Consider the following 18,728-nt stretch of genomic DNA (forward strand, 5'->3'; position numbering starts at 1 on the left):
CACTTCTTCTCGAGGACGACGTTGCGGCCCTTGGGGCCCAGCGTCACCTTGACGGCGTCGGCGAGGGTGTTCATGCCCCGCTCGAGGCCGCGGCGCGCTTCCTCGTCGAACGCGATAATCTTGGCCATTCGGCGTTGTCCTCCTGGACACTCCGGCTACGCCTCGCGACCCACGTGGGGCCGGCGGCTCACCGCCTGCTTTCGCACCTTCAAGGACCCAGCGGGATCCTCAATGGTCGGGCCGGATGAGCCCGCGACGACCAGCTCCTCGACGCTCCCGCGCCCAGGCGCTGCACCGCCCCGACCGTTGGCACTCACCTGTTGCGAGTGCCAACTCCTGTTTAGCACTCTGGCCCGTCGAGTGCAAGCAAACCCGAGGTGACGGCCAGGGTGGTCGAAGCGCGCAAACACCAACAAATCAGGCATGAATGGCACGAACAATGGCGGAAAAGACGCAGGGCACCGTTCCTCATCAATGAGGACGGTGCCCCGGCGGGGGTGGACGAACGATCTGTCAGGCGAGGTGACGAACCTTCTCGGCCTGCGGGCCCTTCTGACCCTGCGCGATCTCGAACTCGACGCGCTGTCCGTCTTCCAGCGATTTGTAGCCATCCATCTCGATCGCGGAGAAGTGGACGAAGACGTCCTGCCCCCCGTCGACCGCGATGAAGCCATAGCCCTTTTCGCTGTTGAACCACTTGACGGTGCCCTGTGCCACGGTGCACTTCCTCTGCTTCGGTCCCTCTTCGTACTCCGGCTGGCTGTGGGGACCAGCCTTGAGGTCCTCGGCCGGCACGCCGGGCCATGAGCGTGGCACCGGCGCGAGGATCGACGACCGAAACGGACGGTACACGAGATAACCCGAGACCCGACAGCCCCAAATCGGACAGCAAGGTCACGGTTCATGCGCACGCAAAAGGTTTCCGATGGGACCTTTCTTGGATGGTCCGACAAAGGGCTAGTACATCGGCATGCGTCGAATAGTCCGGTTCATGAATTGTAAAACGTCAGACCAAACTGCGAGGAACCGAGGAAGCGCCGACCTTGCGATGGTGACCGGAAGCCGCGACTGGAACCACGCAACCCGTCACCACCGCAAGATCGGCCTACTTCCGCACTGCTTCCGTGCCCGCGGAAGGTGCGGACGTCAACTCGCGGAGCTTCCGCAAGGGTGACAGAACGAGCGGCACCACCGATACCAGCATTCCGGCGCACGCCACCCAGATGGTCTCGTGCACGCCGATGACGGTGCCGAGCGCGCCGCCGACGAGCCCGCCGATCGGCATCGTGCCCCAGACGATGAACCGCATCGTGGCGTTCATCCGGCCGAGCAGGTCGTCGGGCGTGATCGTCTGCCGGAAGCTGACCTGGGTCACGTTGTAGACCACGACGCCGATGCCGAAGACGATGCTGCCCGCCGCCGCGAGCCACAGCCGCCAGTCGTCGCGCGCGAGCGGCACCAGCAGCTCGCCGAGGGACGCGGCGAGCATGGAGATCCACATCGCCGGCCCCTGCCCGAACCAGCGCACGAACGGCCCGACCAGGAACGCGCCGGCCAGCGCGCCGAGCCCGGTGACGCTGAACCACAGGCCGATGACCGCCGGAGACAGGGCCAGGTCCCGGGCGAAGTAGACGATCAGCATCGCGCCGTACATGGCGCCGAAGAAGTTGCCGGTGCCTGTGCACATGGAGATCGCCCGCAGCAGGCGGTTGCCCACGACGAACCGGAGGCCCTCCAGGATCTCCCGGCCGAGGTGCGCGTCGGGCTTGCGGGCCGGGCGCTCCTCGATCTTGCGGATCCGCCACAGGAACAGCGCCGACAGCACGTAGCTGGCCGCGTCGGTGGCGAGGGCGAGCGGGCCGCCGAGCACCTTGACCAGGCCGCCGGCGACGCTCGGGCCGCCGATCTGGGAGGTGGAGCGCACCATCTCCAGGATCGCGTTGCCCTCGACCAGGCGGTCCTTGCCGACCAGGAACGGCAGGTAGCTCTGGTACCCCACGTCGAAGAAGACCGTGCACACCCCGCAGAGCAGGCCCACCACGTACAGCTGCGGCATCCGCAACGTGTCGCTCCACCACGCCAGCGGCACGGAGGCGAGCAGGACCGCCCGCAGGAGGTCGGCGACGATCATCGTCTCGCGCCGCCGGAGCCGGTCCACGAGAGCCCCGGCGGGCAGTCCGACCAGCAGGAACGCGGCGGTCTCGCAGGCGGCGAGGACCCCGACCTCCAGCGCGGTCGCGTCGAGCGTGAGCACGGCGACGAGCGGTAGCGCGAGCAGGGTCACCTGGGTGCCGACCTGGCTGATGGTGTCGGCGGTGAAGAGCAGCCGGAAGTCGTGATCGCGGAGCAGGCCGAGTCTCACGGACCCACTGTCGATGACTGATTGGGAAAAGTCAATCGCTAGACTCGGACGATGCGGCGACCAGCGACCGACGCGGAGGCCAAGGCACTCGCCTCCGGCGTCCGCCTGCGCATCATCCGGCTCTGCCTGGACCGTGCGCTCACCAACAAGGAGATCGCCGAGCGGCTCGACGCCAACCCGGCGACCGTGCTGCACCACGTCCGGACGCTGGTCGCGACGGGGTTCCTGGTGCCCCAGGAGGAGCGCCGCGGGCCGCGCGGCACGCGCGAGGTGCCCTACCTGTCGACGACCAAGTCGTGGCAGCTCAGCCTCGGCGACCAGGGCACGGGCACCAACCGGGCGATGCTCGACGCGTTCAACGACGAGCTGGCGCTGCTGGACGGTCAGGCCGACACGGTCAACTTCGCCCGGCTCGGGCTGCGGCTCACCCCGGCGGAGTGGCAGGAGCTGCAGGACCGCTTCCAGACGCTGCTCGACGAATACGCCGGCCGCGAGCGCACCCACGGCCGACCTTATTCGATCTTCCTCGCCATGTACGAGGACCGCTCACGCGACTGACGCCTGCCAGTTGGCCCACCGGTCGAGCGCGCGGAAACCCATCGCCTCGTTGATCGCGATCATGTGCGAGTTGACCTCGGCGTTGAACGTGTCGACGATCCGGACCGCCGGCTCCTGGGCGCGCATGGTCTGCAGGTTGACCAGCTTGGAGATCAGGCCGAGCCGGTGCCCCCGGTGCGCCGGGTCCACCAGGGTGATCTGCTGCCATGCGTGCCAGTCGACGGTCTTGCTCAGCCGTAGCGCGCTCAACGCGACGAGCCGGCCGGTCGCGTCGTGGATGACGCCGGTCTCGTACGGGCGCGCACCGTAGCGGGCGCGCGTCTCGTACACCCGCCGCAGACGATCGGCGTCGACCTTCTCCGCCTCCAGGTCGAGGTCACCCTTCGGCGCCTCGTCGAGGAAGGAGCTGTCCAGCAGCGCCATGTCCTCGAGCAGCTCCTCGGGCGGCGTGTTGCCCCACTGCACGGTGCTGTAGCCGGCCGCCTTCGGCCAGCTCGTGGCGAGCAGCCTCGCCAGCTCGGCATCGTCGGCGGTCGACAGGTCGAGCCGGCGGCGCACGTCCATGAGCTTGTTGTCCAGGCCGAGCGCCGCGGCGAACGGCGCCGAGGAGCCGGTCGGCGCGTCACCGGCGTCGGTGATCACGCTGAACCCCATCACCGTGGTGCGGCCACGGGCCAGGCCGAAGCCGACCGCGTGCCGGAACAGCGCCCGCCCGACGCCCCGCCGCCGGTGCTCCTTCAGGACCAGCACGTCGAGGAACGATTTGTTCAGATTGTCGAATATCGGGAAATCCGCCTGTACGAGGCCGACCGCGAGACCGTCGCGATACGCCAGGAACGTGTGCCGGTCCGTGCCCGGCATCGGCAGGCGGACCCGGACCTCGTGCTCGGCGCGACAACTCGGCGGGAAGTCCGGCAGGTCGGCGAGGATCGCCTCGTTACCGATGGTGAAGGCCGCGTCGACCGCCGCCGGGTCATCGGCGTCCAGCTCGACGATGCTGAGGTCCTGACTCATGCCCGCCAGCGTGGCGCAGAGGCGCATCGACGGACAACAGATATATGGGGACCGGTGGAAATGGTCGAGAGGACGCTCGCCAACACCTCCGGTGTTGTGGTCGCGGGCCTGGACCAGGGTCCGGGCCTCGCGGCGACACGTCCTCCCGCACCGAGCATCCTGGCGCGCGGTCCTGAGGTCGTCAAGTCCCTCGCCGGGTGGCTTCTAGACGCACGGCTTGAGCGCGATCACACTGCGTCGCGACCAACTCCGTCGATCGGCTGAGTCACCCCTCGTCCAAGGAGTGAAAGCGCTCTCTCGGCCGCACCCGAACCGATACCGTCCGTCACGGCGCCGGTGGGTTGCGCGAAAAAATCAGCCCTCAGCCGAACTGGCCCGGACCTCAGCTCACCAGCCCGGCCTCGCGGACGGACTTCAGCGAGGGCTTGACCCGGTGCGTCGGGCCGACCGTGCCGGCGACCGCGTCGAGGGTCTTCAGCCCGTCGCCGGTGTTGAAGACGACCGTCTCCTTCGACGGGTCGAGCCTGCCGGTCTCGACCAGCTTCTTCAGCACCGCGGTGGTGACCCCGCCGGCGGTCTCGGCGAACACGCCGGTCGTGCGGGCGAGCAGCTCGATGCCGGCGCGGATCTCGTCGTCGTCGACGTACTCCATCCAGCCGCCGGTGCGCCGCACCGACTCCAGCGCGTAGACGCCGGCCGCCGGGTCGCCGATGTTGAGCGACTTGGCGATGCCCGTCGGCTTCACCGGCACGATCTCGTCGGTGCCCTTGTGCAGCGCCACCGCGATCGGGTTGCAGCCGGCGGACTGCGCGCCGAACACCGTCCACTCCGTGTCGGGCACGAGCCCGATCTCCACCAGCTCGCTGAACGCCTTGTCGATCTTCGTCAGCAGCTCGCCGCTGGCCATCGGGATCACGACCTGCGCCGGGATCCGCCAGCCGAGCTGCTCCGCGACCTCATACCCGAGCGTCTTGGACCCCTCGGCGTAGAACGGCCGCACGTTGACGTTGACGAACGCCGTGTCCTCGAACTCGTCGGTCTCGGTCAGCTCCGAGCACAGCCGGTTGACGTCGTCGTAGGAGCCCTCGATCGCCACGACGTCACCGCCGTACACGGCGCTCATGACGACCTTGCCGGGCTCCAGGTCCGACGGGATGAACACCGTCGACGGCACCCCGGCGCGCGCCGCGTGCGCGGCGACCGAGTTGGCCAGGTTGCCGGTGGAGGCGCACGAGTAGCGGGTGAACCCCAGCGCCTTCGCCGCCGTCAGCGCCACCGAGACGACCCGGTCCTTGAACGAGTGGGTCGGGTTGGCCGAGTCGTCCTTCACCCACAGCGCGCCGGTGATGCCGAGCTCCTTGGCCAGCAGATCCGCCTTGACCAGCGGGGTCAGCCCCGGGTCGAGGCTCACGCGGCTGGCGGGGTCGGTGCCGACCGGCAGCAGCGGCGCATAGCGCCAGATGTTCTGGGGGCCGGCTTCGATCTGCTCGCGGGTGACCCGGGCGAGCGCCTCGGCGTCGTAGCCCACCTCGAGCGGGCCGAAACACTCGTAACAGGCGTGCTGCGCAGCGAGCGGGAACTGGGCGCCGCAGCCACGGCAGACCAGGTGGCGGGCGGGAGAGTCGGTGAAGACGCCGAGCGTCGAGGTCATGGAGGCCTTCCTCTCATCTTTCCCAGGTGCATGGCCTTGCGCACCGGGACGGATTTGGCACCTACCGCGACTGGCCTCAGCGTCGAGACGTGTCGCAGGGGTTGCCGGGGCTTCATCGGGCCGTATCCCTCTGCCCCTCTGGATGAGGTATTCAGTTGTGACGTGCTGTTCGCGTGGTTCGCATTCGAGTGTAAGGGCCGACACGGGTGCCGTTGTATGAGTCATCTCACGAGATGGACCTGACTACGGTTTCACTCATGCATCCCGACGCGGCGGACTGGTTCGCCAAGCGCACCTCGACGTGGCGCGACTGGCCCCTCACCGACCTCTACGACCGCAAGGGCGACACCCGGATCAGCGTCGTGCTGCCGGCGCTGGACGAGGAGCCGACCGTCGCCGAGATCGTCACCGGCGCGCGCACCCTCATGCCCCTCGTCGACGAGGTGATCGTGGTCGACTCGGGCTCCGTCGACCGGACCGCCGAGGTCGCCCGCCAGGCCGGCGCCACCGTCCACCACCGCGACGACATCCTCCCCGGGACCGGCTCCCGCCCCGGGAAGGGTGAGGTGCTCTGGAAGGCCCTGGCCGTCGCCACCGGTGACATCCTGGTGTACGTCGACGCCGACCTCACCGACTTCCGGCCGCACTTCGTCACCGGCCTCCTCGGCCCGCTGCTGGACGACCCGGCCACCCAGATGGTGAAGGCCTTCTACGACCGCCCCCTCCTGGACGTCTCGGCCGGCGGCGGCGGGCGCGTCACCGAGCTCGCCGCCCGCCCGCTGCTCAACGCCTACTTCCCCGCCCTGGCCGGCGTCGTGCAGCCCCTCGCCGGCGAGTACGCGGCCCGCCGCTCCCTGCTGGAGTCCCTGCCCTTCGCCGCGGGCTACGGCGTCGAGACCGGCCTGCTCATCGACACCTACCGCACCGCCGGCCTGGACGCGGTCGCACAGGTCGACCTCGGCCAGCGCACCCACGGTCACCAGGACACCGCGGCCCTGGGCCGCATGGCCGCCACGATCCTGCACACCATCCACACCCGGGTCACCCCCGGCGCCCCGGTCTGGCCGACCCTCACCCAGTTCGTCCGGCGCGCCGGCACGGTCACCCCCGCCGACCACCCGGTCGCCCACCCGGACCGGCCCCCGATGACCACGATCCCGGGCTACCGGAGGCCGCTCGCCTAGCCGTTTCCCGTCGCTGGTACGCCGTGCGCAGGCCCGCGGTCAGAAGGGGTCGGTGGCGGGGGTGAAGCCCCAGAGCGTCGAGGTGGTGATGGCGGCGCCGGCCAGGGCGGTCAGGACGGCGAGCCACTCGGCGGCCAGGAGCCAGATGGGGGTGTCGATGACGGCGGCCGGCGGGTCGCCCGTCAGGGTGGCGACCACGACGACCACCGCGACCAGCGACAGCAGGACCAGGGTCAGCACCACGGTCAGGCGCAGGGCCCAGTGGCCGAAGGTGCGGCCGGTGGCGAAGAGCAGGGCGCAGACGGCGACCAGCGACGCGGCCGAGGCCGACGCCAGGGCGCCGATGAGGGTGAAGATCTGGGCGGTGAAGACCTCGGCGGGGCCGCTCATCGCGTTGGTGGAGGCGACGTAGGAGGTCCAGGCCGCCACGTTGGCCTGGTCGTAGTAGAGGGTGCCGGAGAGCGCCGCGAGGCCGAGGACGAGAAGCCAGGCACCGCGGAGCGCCGAGGTTCGCATGGACCGGCACCCTACCGGTCAGTACGCGAGACGCATTCAGCTCACCACGTCTTTTCGCAGAAAGCGCCACCACGCGAGGGAGAAGAAGACGGTGGCGTAGGCGAGGGAGGCGATGCAGCCCTTCACGATGTCGTCGGTCTGCAACGGGGTGGAGAGCAGGCCGAGCCAGGCGTCGTTGTAGTGGGTGGGCAGGAAGTTGCGGAGGTTTCCGAGGGCGGTGATCTGGTCCAGGATGCTGGACAGGATCTGCAGCAGCACCGCGCCGCCGACGGCGCCGAGCGGGGCGTCGGTGGAGACGGAGAGCAGGAACGCGAGCGAGGCGACGACCAGGAGCGACACGCACAGGTAGCCGACGATCTCCAGCAGGCGGACGACGCTCGTGCCGGCGGCGATCTCCCCGCCGATGGGGGCGTTGAGCGGGGCCCAGCCGTAGCGCAGGGTGCCCGCCAGCATCGCGGTGCCGACCAGGACCAGCACGGCGAGGAGGCAGTAGAGCAGCGCCGCGGTCACCTTGACGCCGAGCAGCCGGGCCCGCGGGACGGGCATCGCCAGCAGGTACCGCAGGCTCCCCCACGACGCCTCGCTCGCCACCGTGTCGCCGCAGAAGAGCGCCACGACGACGACCAGCAGGAAGCCGGACGAGACGAGCAGGGTGAAGAGGGTGAAGTTGGCCCCGCCGCCGGTCGCGAGGTCGGCGAGGCGGGAGAACTCGCCGTTGTTGCCGCCCTCGTCGTCGCCGCCGCTGTCGAGCTGGAAGGCGACCAGGATGATCAGCGGCAGCAGGACCATGAAGCCGAGCGCCATCTGCGTGCGGCGGCGGGCCGCCTGGCGGCGGATCTCCGTCCACAGCGAGAGGGTCGCCCCCGGCCGGTACCCCGGCGCACCGCCGACCACGTCGACACCTGACGAAGAAGTACTCATGACCGCTCTCCACTGGCCTTGGTGTCGCCGCCGACGAGCGACAGGAACGCGTCTTCGAGCCGCCGCCGCGGCGTCACCCGGTCGACGCCGACGCCGGCCCGGACCAGCGCCGCGACGACCTCCGAGCGCGGCACGCCGTCGATGTCGACGACCAGGCCGCCGTTGCTGCCGGCCGGGATGACCGTGCGGACGCCGTCGAGCTCGTCGAGGACCTTCGTGGCGGCGTCCACGTCGGAGACGTCGATCTGGACGGTCGGCGAGTCGCCGACGATGTCGTCGACCTTGCCGGTGGCCACGACCTCACCCCGGTGCATGACGACGACGTCGGTGCAGGTCTGCTCGACCTCGGCGAGGAGGTGGCTGGAGACCAGGACGGCGCGGCCGCCGGTCGCGTACCGGCGCAGGACCTTGCGCATCTCGGCGATCTGCGGCGGGTCGAGCCCGTCGGTGGGTTCGTCGAGGACGAGCAGCTCGGGGAGGCCGAGCATGGCCTGCGCGATGGCGAGGCGCTGGCGCATCCCGTGGCTGTAGGTCTTGACCCGCCGGTTGACGGCGGTGCCGAGGCCGGCGATGTCGAACGCCTCGTCGAAGTGGGCGTCGTCGAGCGGCCGGCCGGTCGCCGCCCAGTACAGGTGGAGATTCTGCAGACCGGTGAGGTGCGGCAGGAAGCCGGGCCCCTCCACCAGGGCGCCGACCCGGGACAGCACCGGCGCGCCCGGCAGGAGCTGGTGGCCGAAGACGAGGATCTCGCCCTGGCTCGGCCGGGTCAGCCCCATCAGGACCCGCAGCGATGTGGTCTTGCCGGCGCCGTTGGGGCCGAGGAGGCCGACCACCTGCCCGCGCTGGACGGTGAAGTCGACCTTCGCGACGGCGACGAAGTCACCGTACGTCTTGCGCAGCCCCCGCACGACGAGCGGCGTGTTCACGTGCTCGGGGTCGATGCGGCGCTCGATCCGCCGGGCGCGGGCGCGGGCGACCAGGATCGCGACGGCGAGCCCGACCACGATGAGGGCGACGAGCGCGGCGAGGACGTAGCGCCAGATGACGTCGGGGTTGGCGATCGGCGTGCCGGCCACGTCGGGCAGGGTCAGCGCGCCGTCGACGGCGACCTGGTAGACGAGCGGGTCCGGCGGCGACCAGTACGCGCTGTCGGCGGCGGCGACGGTGACCCGGACCCGGCTGCCGGCCTCGAACCGGTGCACGACCGCGGGCAGCGTCACGGCGATCGGCTGCGCGTCGGCGATGTCCTTCGGCAGCCCGGTGAGGCGCACCGGCGCGATGAGCCCGTCCGGGATCGACGGGGCGCCCTTGGCGGGCACGTCGTAGAGCTTGACGAAGAGCACGGCCTCGCCGGTCGGCGACGCGGCCCGGATGCGGACCGTGGGCGCGCCCGCGACGTCGAGGGTGTCGGGCAGCGGCGCGGAGGTGTAGTCGGCGTGCTGGCCGGGGATCTCGGCGGACACGCCGTTGCCGAGCAGGCTCGCGATGTTGGCGATCGGCAGCGAGGAGATCGCGGACGGGGTGCCGTTGGGCGGGTTGGCGATGCTCGTCGGCACGCCGATCAGGGCGACGCTCGCGGTGGAGGTGCCGCCGGTGCCGGGGTAGGTCGACGTCGACGACGCGGTCGTGACCAGCCCGCGGCCCCGGGCGTTGAGGCCCGACACGCGCGAGTAGGTGAAGCTGGTCGGCGGCGCCTCGCCGTTGCCCTTGACGTAGTGGTCGAGCCACTGCGCGGTCAGGTACCGCAGCCGGTCGACCTCGGACTGCGGCCCGGTGCCGCCGTCGTGCCCGCCGGTGAACCACGCGACCCGCACCGGGGTGCCGGCGGCGGCGATGCCGCGGGCGTTGGCGTCGCTCTCGCTGAGCGGGAACAGGGTGTCGACCTGCCCCTGTACGAGCAGCGTGGGCGCCTTGATCTGGTCGAGCACGGACGCCGGGCTGGACCGGCGCAGCAGCGCGATCGCGTCCTTGTCGGCCTCCCCGGTGGTGGCGATGTCGAGGTACGCCTCGCAGACGTCCTTCGCGAACCGTCCGCACTGGGCGTCGCCGGTCGGGGTCCGCTGCGGGGCGGCCTGGCTCGTCAGCGCCGAGCTGTCGGTCAGCGCGTTGCCGGAGCCGAAGAACAGCCCGGCCCACTGCTTCTTGAACACGCCGCCGGACGGGTCCTTGCCGGTGGCCTCGGGCAGGAAGGCCCGCGACAGGTCGTTCCACGTGATCATGGGCACGATCGCGTCGACCCGCTTGTCGTGCGCGGCGAGCAGGAGGGCGAGGGCTCCACCGTACGAGCCGCCGACCGCCGCCACCCGCGGGTCGCCGGACGCGTCGGTCTGGATGTCGGGCCGGGCGGCGAGCCAGTCCAGCAGCCGCTGGGCGTCCTTGACCTCCCAGTCGGGGCTGTCGAGGTGGATCTCGCCAGTGGAGTTGCCGAAGCCCTGGGCGGTCCAGGTGAGCACGGCGTAGCCGAGGTCGGCGAAGTCCTCGGCGTCGGACTTCACGCTCCGCTTGGTGCCGCCGAACCCGTGCGCCAGCAGGATGGCGGGCTTCTTGCCGCTCTTCTTCGGCAGGTACAGCGTCGTGTCGAGGGTCACCTCGGTCGCGTCGTCGGGCCCGGTGCGCACGGTGATGCGCTGTTCCTGGGTGCTGAACGTGGCGGGCGAGGGGACGACCGCCCAGCCGACCAGGCCGACCAGCAGCAGGGCGGCCACCGAGCCGGCGATGACCCTGCGCCGGTTGAGACGCGGTAAGAGACGCATCGGCCAAACGTACGCAACACATGTTGCGCGATGTCGAATTCCTCAGCAGGTTCACAGCAAGCGGGCGAGTTATACGCTCGGTGCGTGGCCGCGACCTTGACGCTCACCGCCAGCCTGCGCCCCGCGGCCCTGGACGCCCGCCGCGGCGTGGTCCGGCTCCACCCCGAGGTCCTCGCCGCGCTGGGCCTGCGCGCCGGGGACCCGATCGCGCTCACCGGCCGCCGCGAGTCCGCCGGGATCGCCGCGGTCGCCGAGGCCAGCGCCAGCCGCGCCCTGCTCTACGCCGACGACCTCCTGCTGGGCAACCTGGGCCTGCGCGACGGCGGCCAGGTGACGGTCGCGGCGGCGCCGCTGCGGGCCGCGGCGTCGGTGACCCTGTCCGGGCCGCCGGAGATCGTCGGGGTCGTGTCGCCGGAGATGCTGCGGCTCGCGCTGCTGGGCAAGGTCGTCACCGTCGGCGACAACGTCTCCCTGCTGCCGCAGGACGTGTCGCTGACCTCGCTGGACCCCGGCGTGTTCGAGGCGGCGCGGCGCAGCCTGAAGAACACCGTCGGCTACGGCTGGACCAGCGCCCTGCTCACCGTCGTCGCCGCCGGCCCCGGCGCGGGCGCGCTGGTCACCATGGACACCGCCGTCGGCTGGCACCACGGACACGCCACCCACGCGCCCGGCGGCCTCGTTCCTGTCGCGCCGCCGGCCGCCGCGCCGGAGGCGGTCGCGCTCGACGACCTGCCCGGCCTCAGGGCGCAGGCCGAGCAGCTGGGCGAGCTGCTGGACCTCGGCTTCCACCACGGCGAGGTCCTGGCGAGGCTCGGCACGACGGTGACGCTGGGGGTACTGATCACCGGCCCGGCCGGCTCCGGCAAGTCCGCCGTGGTGCACGCCGTCGCGGCGAGCGTCGGGGCCCGGGTCGTGCCGCTGTGGGCGCCGGAGCTGGCGGCGCTCACCAACAACGCCGCCGCCACCCGGCTGCGGGAGGCCGCCGGCGAGGTGCGGGCCGCCCGCCCGGCGATCCTGCTCGTCGCCGACGTGGAGGCCCTCGCGCCGCGCGACCAGCCGGGCCCGCTGTCGACGGTCTTCCGCCAGCTGATCGGCGAGCTCGTCCGCGAGGGCGAGGCCGTCGTCTGCACGACCAGCCGCCCCGAGGCCGTCGACCCGTCCCTGCACTCCCCCGCCCTGCTCGCCCACGGCATCGCCGTCCCGCTCCCCGACGCGGCCCTGCGCCGCGAGCAGCTCGCCGTCCTCACCCGTGGCATGCCGCTCGACGGCGACGTCCGGCTCGACGACATCGCGGCCCGCACCCCCGGCTTCGTGGCGGCGGACCTCGCCGCGTTGTCGCGTGAGGCCGGTGTACGAGCGGCGCTGCGTCACCGCCGCGACGGGGACGGCACCGGCGTGCTGATGGCGGACTTCGAGGCCGCCCTCGAGGTCGTGCGCCCCACGTCGATGGCCGAGTCGTCGCTGGAGCTCGCCAAGGTCACCCTGGACGACGTCGGCGACATGGTCGAGGTCAAGCAGACCCTGACCGAGTCCGTGCTGTGGCCGCTGTCCTACCCGGACGCGTTCTCCCGCCTCGGCATCGAGCCGCCCCGCGGCGTCCTGCTCTACGGCCCGCCGGGCTGCGGCAAGACGTACCTGGTCAAGGCGATCGCCGGCACCGGCAAGGCCAACGTCCTGTCGGTGAAGGGCGCCGAGCTGCTGTCGAAGTGGGTCGGCGAGAGCGAGCGCGCGGTCCGCGAGCTCTTCCGCCGCGCCCGCGAGGCGGCCCCCACCCTCGTCTTCCTCGACGAGGTCGACGCCCTCGCCCCGACCCGCGGCCAGGCCACCGACGGCGGCACCACCGACCGGGTCGTCGCCGCCCTCCTCACCGAGCTCGACGGCGTCGAGTCCCTGCGCAACGTCGTCGTCATCGGCGCCACCAACCGCCCCGACCTGGTCGACCCGGCCCTGCTGCGCCCCGGCCGCCTCGAACGCCTGGTCTTCGTCCCGCCCCCGGACGCCGACGCCCGCACCGAGATCCTCCGCGCCGCCGCGAAGTCCGTCCCCCTCGCGGCCGACGTCGACCTGCCCGCCCTGGCCGCGTCGCTGGACCGCTTCTCCGCCGCCGACTGCGCCGCCCTCATCCGCGAGTCCGCCCTGGCCGCCATGCGCGAGTCGCTGGAGGCCACCGAGGTCACCGCCGTCCACGTGGCCCTCGCCCGCGACCGCGTCCGCCCCTCCCTGGACCCGGTCCAGGTCGCCTGGCTCGCCGCCTACGCCGAACAGCAACAGGCCCGCTGAACGCCGCGGCAGCGGCGAGCGCCCAGCGACCGCGAAACGCGGCGGGCGGTCAGCGGCGGCGGGAGCGGGAGGCGCGGAGGCGGCGGAGGCGCTGGACGACGACAGGGTCGTGGGCCAGGGCCAGCGGGTCGTCGAGGAGCGCGTTCAGCAGCTGGTAGTAGCGGGTCGCCGACAGGTTGAAGGTGTCGTGGATGGCCTGCTCCTTGGCGCCCGCCTGGCGCCACCACCGGCGCTCGAAGGCGAGGATCGCCTTGCTGCGGTCGTCGAGCTCCGGGGGCTCCTCGGCCGTCGCGAGATCGGGGCCCGTGTCAGGGTCCGCGTCGGGGTCCGACACGTCGGTGTCGACGAAGTCGTCGGGGTCCTGGGTCGGGGGCTGCGCTGGGACCCGGGCGGCGGTGAGGTCGTCGCGCTGCATCGCCCCACAGTACCGGCGGGAGGGGTCAGGCGGTCACGATCTTGACGCCGGCGGCGGCGAAGGCGGCCAGGGTCTCGGGGGTGGCGTTGAAGTCGGTGACCAGGGTGTCGATGCGGTCGATCGGGCAGATCCGGGCGAACGCGTGACCGCCGAGCTTCGAGCTGTCGGCGATGATCACGACGCGGCGGGCGCGGGCGACCATGAGGCTGTTCATCGCGGCCTCGCCCTCGTGGTGGGCGGCGGCGCCGAGGGTGACGTCGAGCGCGTCGACGCCGAGCAGGGCGATGTCGAGGGTGACGTCGCGCAGGATGTTGCCGCCGAGCGGGCCGACGAGCTCGAAGGACTGCGGGCGGACCACGCCGCCGGTCACGACGATCTTCATGCGGGAGCGCACGAGCAGCTCGTTGGCGATGTTGAGGGCGTTGGTGACCACGGTGAGCTGGGCGTCGTCGACGCCGCCGGTGAGCTCGGGGCGCACCGCGAGCGCGCGGGCGACCTCGGTGGTCGTCGTGCCGCCGTTGAGGGCGACGACCATGCCGGGCGAGACCAGGGCGGCCGCGGCCGCGCCGATGCGCTGCTTCTCGGGTGCGTGCTTCGCCGTCTTGTACCGCAGCGGCAGGTCGTAGGAGACGCCGTTGGCGACCGCCCCGCCGCGGGTGCGGGTGATCATCTGCTGCTGCGCCAGCTGGTCGAAGTCGCGGCGGATCGTGGCCTGCGAGACGTCGAGGCGCTCGGCCGCGTCCTCCACGCTGATGCGCCCGCTGTCGGTGAGGATCTCGAGGAGCGCATTCCAGCGCGCGTAGCGGTCCACGAGCCCCTCCCTGCGCGTACGGTGCGAGATGTGTGCACAATAATGCGCGAAACTACGGGTAAACGCAAAGGCAACTGCTCAAACTAACCCGAGGGGTACGGTTGCCAGCCTGCCCGACTGTGCGCAATGATGCGCGAACCCGCCCGGCTTCATGCCACATCGATCAGCGCGAGGACGAGCTACACATGACGCAGACCGTGATCGCCCTCGATGTCGGGGGCACCGGGATCAAGTGTGCGCTGGTCGGCGCCGAGGGTGAGGCGACACACCAGGTCCTGCACGCCGAGCGGCACGCGACCGGCCGCGAGCGGGGGGCCGAGGCGGTCATCGCGACGATCCTCGACATCGCCGAGGGCCTCGCCGCCACCGCGCGCGCGAAGGGGCTCGACCCGCGGGCCGCCGGCCTCGCCGTCCCGGGCGTGATCGACGAGCGCAACGGGATCGCCGTCTGGGCCGCCAACCTCGGCTTCCGCGACGTGCCGCTGAAGGCGCTGCTGGAGGAGCGGCTCGGCCTGCCCGCCGCGCTGGGTCACGACGTGCGCGCCGGCGGGCTCGCCGAGGCGCGGCTGGGCGCCGGGCGCGGCCACTCGTACGTGCTGGTCATCCCCATCGGCACCGGCATCGCCGCGGCGAACGTCGTGCACGGACAGGTCTACACGGGCGCGCACGGCGCCGCGGGCGAGATCGGCCACATCGTGGTGCGCCCCGGCGGGCCGATGTGCGGGTGCGGGCAGCGCGGCTGCCTGGAGTCGATCGCCTCCGCGTCGGCCGTCGGTCGCCGGTACGGCGAGCACGCCGGCCGTCCGGCCACCGCCGAGGACGTGGCCCGGCTGGCCGCGGAGGGCGAGCCGGCCGCCGTCGCGGTGTGGCAGGAGACCATCGACGCCCTGGCGGACGGCCTGATGACGGGCATCGCCCTGTTCGACCCGGCGGTCATCGTCCTCGGCGGCGGCCTCGCCGAGGCGGGCGAGGCACTGCTCGCCCCGCTGCGGGCGGGGGTCCACGCCCGCGTCACGTTCCACCGCGAGCCGGAGATCACCCGCGCCGCGCTCGGCGACGAGGCCGGCTGCCTCGGCGCCGCCCTGCTCGCCCTGGACGCACTGCAAGACCAGCGCAACGACAGCACAGGAGGAACGGCATGACGGTGGTGTCCGGCGTACGGGTGATCGCGGGCGACCGCGTCATCGACAACGGCTTCGTCCGGGTCGAGGGCGACCGCATCGCCGAGGTCGGGCAGGCCTTCACCGGCGCGGCCGACGCGACGGCCGGCACGGTGGTGCCCGGGTTCGTCGACATCCACGTCCACGGCGGCGGCGGCGCCACGTTCACCACCGGCGACCCCGAGGCGGCCCGCGTCGCCGCCGCGTACCACCTCGGCCACGGCACCACGACGATGCTGGCGAGCCTCGTCACCTCGCCCCCCGACCTGATGCTGTCCGCCACGAAGGCGTTCGCGCCGCTGGTGGGCGAGGGCGTCCTGGCCGGCGTGCACTTCGAGGGCCCGTACCTGTCGCAGGCGCGGTGCGGCGCGCAGAACCCGGCGCACCTGCGCCACCCTTCGCTGGACGAGCTCAACTCGCTCATCGACGCGGGCGAGGGCGCCGTGCGCATGGTCACCGTCGCCCCCGAGCTGCCCGGCGCCCTGGACGCCATCAAGCTCCTGGTCTCCCGCGGCGTCGTCGCCGCCCTCGGCCACACCGACGCCACCTGGGAGGAGACCCTCGCGGGCGTCGACGCCGGCGCGACGGTCGGCACCCACGTCTTCAACGGCATGCGCCCGCCGCACCACCGCCAGCCCGGCCCGGTCTTCGCCCTTCTCGGCGCCGCGCCGGTCACGTGCGAGTTCGTGGCGGACGGCGTACACCTCCACGACGGCACCCTCGCGTTCGCCGCCTCCGTCACCGGCCCCGCCCGCGCCGCCCTCATCACCGACGCGATGGCCGCCGCCGGCATGCCCGACGGCGAGTACGAGCTGGGCGGCCAGAGCGTCGCCGTCGCCGACGGCGTGGCCCGCCTCACCCGCGACGGCTCGATCGCCGGCAGCACGCTGACGATGGACGCCGCCTTCCGCCGCGCCGCGGGCGCCGGCCTGTCCCTCGTCGACGCCTCCCGGATGGCCTCGGCCACCCCCGCCGCCGCCATCGGCCTCGCCGACGACCTGGGCACCCTGCGCCCCGGCCAGCGCGCCGACCTCGTCCTCCTGGACGACGCCCTTCACGTCACCCGCGTCATGCGCTCCGGCGCCTGGGTGTCCTGAACCGGGCCTGACCAGCCGGCGAGCCGGCGCGGCAGCGGGATCGTGTCCCATGGGACCCGTTGCAGGATGCGGTCGAGGACGAGGCCCAGGCAGATGGCGGCGAGGCCGTCGGTGACCCAGTGGAAGCTCAGGTAGGTCGTGGTGAAGAGCACGATCGCCGGGGCGCCGTAGCGGATGGCGCGCAGCTGGCCCGGGCGGAGCAGGCCGCCGAGGAGGATGGCCAGCACGCCGTACCAGACGATGGCGTTGACCACGTGCCCCGAGGGGTAGGACAGGCCCGTGTCCACGTGGAACAGGTACTCGGGGTGGTCCGGGTAGTCGGAGCTGGCCGCGAGCCGGTCGGTCCACAGCTTCAGCGGGCCGATCGTCGGGTACATGATGACGAAACCGCCGATGACCGGCAGCGCGGGGCGCACGGAGTGGGTGCGCCAGCCGACGAACAGCGCGGCCAGCACGGCCAGGGGGGTGAGGACCTGGCCGCCCTGGCCGAGGTAGTTGAAGACGCGGGCGGTCCAGTAGGCCCACGAGGGGCGGTGCGCGTCGACGAGGTCGCGGACGGCGAGGTCGAGCGACAGCAGCGGCGTCCGGAGCGCGAGCGCGACGGTGATCGCGGCGAAGAGTGCCAGGAGCACCAGGTCGAACCACAGGGCCGGGCGCACGTTCCGCATGTCGGAAGACGCTACCCGACGGCGGGAACGGCGCCCGGACCCTGCACAGGACCTTTACACGAGGTTCCTGATGTCCGCCGCGATGCGGTCCATGCGGACGCCGGAGTTGGGGCAGCCGCCGAAGTGGTGCAGGGCGATGACCTTGTTGGTGCGGCGGGAGATGACGGGCGAGCCGGACGAGCCGCCGTCGGTGTCGCAGTAGTACGACATGTCGGTGTCGACGTCGTAGCCGTTGTACGCGGGGTTGGCGACGGCGCAGTTGCCGGAGCGCTCGCTGCTGTCGTACGTGGTGATCACGGTCGGCATGCCGCGCGGGTGCTGCGGGATGTAGAGCTCCTCGCCGCGGACGGGGGCGCGGTCGTCCATCTGGAGGTAGCCGAAGCGCGCGACCGCGTCGAAGTTGCGGACCGTGAAGAGGGTGTAGTCCAGGACGTCGTCGGTGGCGAGGACCTGGTCGGCCATGACCTTGACCGGGCGCAGGGTGGGGCCGCCGCCGCACTGCGCGCACTCGTAGTTGAACCACACCTCGGTGTTGCGGGCCTCGCGGGTGGTGGTGAAGCAGTGCGCGTTGGTCATCATGCGGTTCTTCGCGCCGACCCGCCACGCGGTGCACAGCTCGACGCCCTGGATGAGGATCCGCGCGACCGGCTTGGAGTTGGCGTACGCGACGGGGTCGGCCGACTTGTAGCAGGCGGCGTTCTCCTTCTCGTCGCTGTCGCAGATGCTCTCCGTGTGCGGCGCCGCGGCGGCCAGCCGCTCGGCGGCGGCCTGCTCGGAGGGGGTCTGGCCGCGGGCGATCTTGTCCACGCTCAGGCCGAGGCCGGCGAGCTTCGACTTGATGCCCAGCGGGTCGCCGGCCCGCTCGACGCTGACCGTGGCCGACTCACCCGAGACGGACATCGTCCAGTTGTCCATGTCGCGGAGCTGGGCCGCGCTGTACCGGTGGACCTCGCCGCCGGTCGCGTCGCTGACCTTGACCGTGTCGCCGGGCTTGAGCTGCAGCCGGGAGAAGTGGACCTTCACGTAGTCGGCGCCGGGGTAGCGGAACGTCGACGCGTCGCCGGCGATCGGCTCGATGACGCCCGACACCGTGGCGGCGGGATTGTCGTGCGCGGGCGCCGCGAACGCGGACGCCGTCGCCGGCTTCTGTGCGGGGGCGAACGAGGTCGCGGCCGCGACGCCCGCCCCGGCGAGCGCCACGATGGCGCACGCCCCGGTGACCAGCAAAACCCTACGGCGCATGAGCGCGATCCTCCCGATGGTCCGCATGAAGGAACCGCCCGGACTGTTAGGGGTAAATCGGGCGATCCGCCTCATTCAACGACGGATCCGGTGTGG

16 protein-coding genes and 1 riboswitch are annotated in these 18,728 nt (G+C 72.0%); of the genes, 5 read left to right on the forward strand and 11 right to left on the reverse strand.

From position 1 onward, the window contains the following. Positions 1-513: 513 nt before the first annotated feature. Both AB0J72_RS17220 and AB0J72_RS17225 read right to left on the reverse strand, forming a co-directional pair. Complete coding sequence (locus AB0J72_RS17220) at positions 514-717, reverse strand: cold-shock protein (protein WP_203848689.1); 204 nt, start codon at positions 715-717, stop codon at positions 514-516. Positions 718-1,105: 388 nt separating this feature from the next. Beyond that, a complete protein-coding gene (locus tag AB0J72_RS17225; RefSeq protein WP_363399714.1) occupies positions 1,106-2,362 on the reverse strand; it encodes an MFS transporter in 1,257 nt (418 codons plus the stop codon). Between the two features lie 51 nt (positions 2,363-2,413). Between AB0J72_RS17225 and AB0J72_RS17230 the strand changes: the two genes are divergently transcribed. Next, entirely contained in the window at positions 2,414-2,920 is a 507-nt protein-coding gene (locus AB0J72_RS17230) for a helix-turn-helix domain-containing protein (RefSeq protein WP_363399716.1), read from the forward strand. On the opposite strand, the gene AB0J72_RS17235 is transcribed toward AB0J72_RS17230, so the two are convergent. Together AB0J72_RS17235 and thrC are read right to left on the reverse strand one after the other, a co-directional pair. After that, positions 2,909-3,934: a GNAT family N-acetyltransferase gene (locus AB0J72_RS17235; RefSeq protein WP_363399718.1), complete on the reverse strand. Its 1,026-nt coding sequence runs from the start codon at positions 3,932-3,934 to the stop codon at positions 2,909-2,911. The genes AB0J72_RS17230 and AB0J72_RS17235 overlap by 12 nt on opposite strands. Before the next feature lie 382 nt (positions 3,935-4,316). After that, on the reverse strand, positions 4,317-5,585 hold the full coding sequence (gene thrC / locus AB0J72_RS17240; RefSeq protein WP_363399720.1) for a threonine synthase: 1,269 nt from the start codon (positions 5,583-5,585) through the stop codon (positions 4,317-4,319). A gap of 10 nt (positions 5,586-5,595) precedes the next feature. After that, positions 5,596-5,734, reverse strand: a riboswitch (SAM riboswitch). Positions 5,735-5,842: 108 nt separating this feature from the next. Here thrC and AB0J72_RS17245 point away from each other — a divergent pair. Beyond that, positions 5,843-6,769, forward strand: coding sequence for a glucosyl-3-phosphoglycerate synthase (locus AB0J72_RS17245; protein WP_363399722.1), 927 nt, complete (start codon positions 5,843-5,845; stop codon positions 6,767-6,769). A 39-nt stretch (positions 6,770-6,808) separates the two neighbouring features. Here AB0J72_RS17245 and AB0J72_RS17250 read toward each other — a convergent pair whose 3' ends face one another. The 3 genes from AB0J72_RS17250 to AB0J72_RS17260 are packed head-to-tail and all read right to left on the reverse strand — an operon-like array spanning position 6,809 to position 10,959. Beyond that, positions 6,809-7,285 carry a hypothetical protein gene (locus tag AB0J72_RS17250; RefSeq protein WP_363399724.1) on the reverse strand — a complete coding sequence of 159 codons (477 nt, stop codon included), beginning with the start codon at positions 7,283-7,285 and terminating at the stop codon, positions 6,809-6,811. Positions 7,286-7,321: 36 nt separating this feature from the next. Next, on the reverse strand, positions 7,322-8,206 hold the full coding sequence (locus AB0J72_RS17255; protein WP_360570904.1) for an ABC transporter permease: 885 nt from the start codon (positions 8,204-8,206) through the stop codon (positions 7,322-7,324). Beyond that, the gene (locus tag AB0J72_RS17260; RefSeq protein WP_363399727.1) at positions 8,203-10,959 is read right to left on the reverse strand and encodes an alpha/beta fold hydrolase; all 2,757 of its coding nucleotides are present in this window, start codon (positions 10,957-10,959) and stop codon (positions 8,203-8,205) included. Before AB0J72_RS17260 ends, AB0J72_RS17255 begins: the two co-directional genes overlap by 4 nt. Before the next feature lie 84 nt (positions 10,960-11,043). On the opposite strand from AB0J72_RS17260, the gene AB0J72_RS17265 reads away from it, so the two are divergent. Continuing rightward, the gene (locus AB0J72_RS17265) at positions 11,044-13,239 is read left to right on the forward strand and encodes an AAA family ATPase (protein WP_363399729.1); all 2,196 of its coding nucleotides are present in this window, start codon (positions 11,044-11,046) and stop codon (positions 13,237-13,239) included. Between the two features lie 49 nt (positions 13,240-13,288). Here AB0J72_RS17265 and AB0J72_RS17270 read toward each other — a convergent pair whose 3' ends face one another. Next, entirely contained in the window at positions 13,289-13,654 is a 366-nt protein-coding gene (locus AB0J72_RS17270; protein WP_363399731.1) for a DUF3263 domain-containing protein, read from the reverse strand. Positions 13,655-13,679: 25 nt separating this feature from the next. Further along, on the reverse strand, positions 13,680-14,465 hold the full coding sequence (locus AB0J72_RS17275; RefSeq protein ID WP_344514276.1) for a DeoR/GlpR family DNA-binding transcription regulator: 786 nt from the start codon (positions 14,463-14,465) through the stop codon (positions 13,680-13,682). 185 nt (positions 14,466-14,650) lie between these two features. On the opposite strand from AB0J72_RS17275, the gene AB0J72_RS17280 reads away from it, so the two are divergent. Continuing rightward, entirely contained in the window at positions 14,651-15,607 is a 957-nt protein-coding gene (locus AB0J72_RS17280; RefSeq protein WP_360570896.1) for an ROK family protein, read from the forward strand. Beyond that, entirely contained in the window at positions 15,604-16,722 is a 1,119-nt protein-coding gene (gene nagA, locus AB0J72_RS17285; RefSeq protein ID WP_363399734.1) for an N-acetylglucosamine-6-phosphate deacetylase, read from the forward strand. Before AB0J72_RS17280 ends, nagA begins: the two co-directional genes overlap by 4 nt. On the opposite strand, the gene AB0J72_RS17290 is transcribed toward nagA, so the two are convergent. Both AB0J72_RS17290 and AB0J72_RS17295 read right to left on the reverse strand, forming a co-directional pair. Next, a complete protein-coding gene (locus AB0J72_RS17290) occupies positions 16,680-17,390 on the reverse strand; it encodes a phosphatase PAP2 family protein (protein WP_363399736.1) in 711 nt (236 codons plus the stop codon). The genes nagA and AB0J72_RS17290 overlap by 43 nt on opposite strands. Before the next feature lie 54 nt (positions 17,391-17,444). Beyond that, positions 17,445-18,632 carry a serine protease gene (locus AB0J72_RS17295; RefSeq protein ID WP_363399738.1) on the reverse strand — a complete coding sequence of 396 codons (1,188 nt, stop codon included), beginning with the start codon at positions 18,630-18,632 and terminating at the stop codon, positions 17,445-17,447. Positions 18,633-18,728: the final 96 nt, after the last annotated feature.

It is taken from the genome of Dactylosporangium sp. NPDC049742 (genome assembly GCF_040674675.1).
GTDB classification, from domain to species: Bacteria; Actinomycetota; Actinomycetes; order Mycobacteriales; family Micromonosporaceae; genus Dactylosporangium; species Dactylosporangium maewongense.

Coding starts and splice junctions, on each gene's coding strand:
- AB0J72_RS17230 (WP_363399716.1), top strand. CDS start 2,414: ATGCGGCGACCAGCGACCGACGCGGAGGCCAAGGCACTCGCCTCCGGC.
- AB0J72_RS17235 (WP_363399718.1), bottom strand. CDS start 3,934: ATGAGTCAGGACCTCAGCATCGTCGAGCTGGACGCCGATGACCCGGCG.
- thrC (WP_363399720.1), bottom strand. CDS start 5,585: ATGACCTCGACGCTCGGCGTCTTCACCGACTCTCCCGCCCGCCACCTG.
- AB0J72_RS17245 (WP_363399722.1), top strand. CDS start 5,843: ATGCATCCCGACGCGGCGGACTGGTTCGCCAAGCGCACCTCGACGTGG.
- AB0J72_RS17250 (WP_363399724.1), bottom strand. CDS start 7,285: ATGCGAACCTCGGCGCTCCGCGGTGCCTGGCTTCTCGTCCTCGGCCTC.
- AB0J72_RS17255 (WP_360570904.1), bottom strand. CDS start 8,206: ATGAGTACTTCTTCGTCAGGTGTCGACGTGGTCGGCGGTGCGCCGGGG.
- AB0J72_RS17260 (WP_363399727.1), bottom strand. CDS start 10,959: ATGCGTCTCTTACCGCGTCTCAACCGGCGCAGGGTCATCGCCGGCTCG.
- AB0J72_RS17270 (WP_363399731.1), bottom strand. CDS start 13,654: ATGCAGCGCGACGACCTCACCGCCGCCCGGGTCCCAGCGCAGCCCCCG.
- AB0J72_RS17280 (WP_360570896.1), top strand. CDS start 14,651: ATGACGCAGACCGTGATCGCCCTCGATGTCGGGGGCACCGGGATCAAG.
- nagA (WP_363399734.1), top strand. CDS start 15,604: ATGACGGTGGTGTCCGGCGTACGGGTGATCGCGGGCGACCGCGTCATC.
- AB0J72_RS17290 (WP_363399736.1), bottom strand. CDS start 17,390: ATGCGGAACGTGCGCCCGGCCCTGTGGTTCGACCTGGTGCTCCTGGCA.
- AB0J72_RS17295 (WP_363399738.1), bottom strand. CDS start 18,632: ATGCGCCGTAGGGTTTTGCTGGTCACCGGGGCGTGCGCCATCGTGGCG.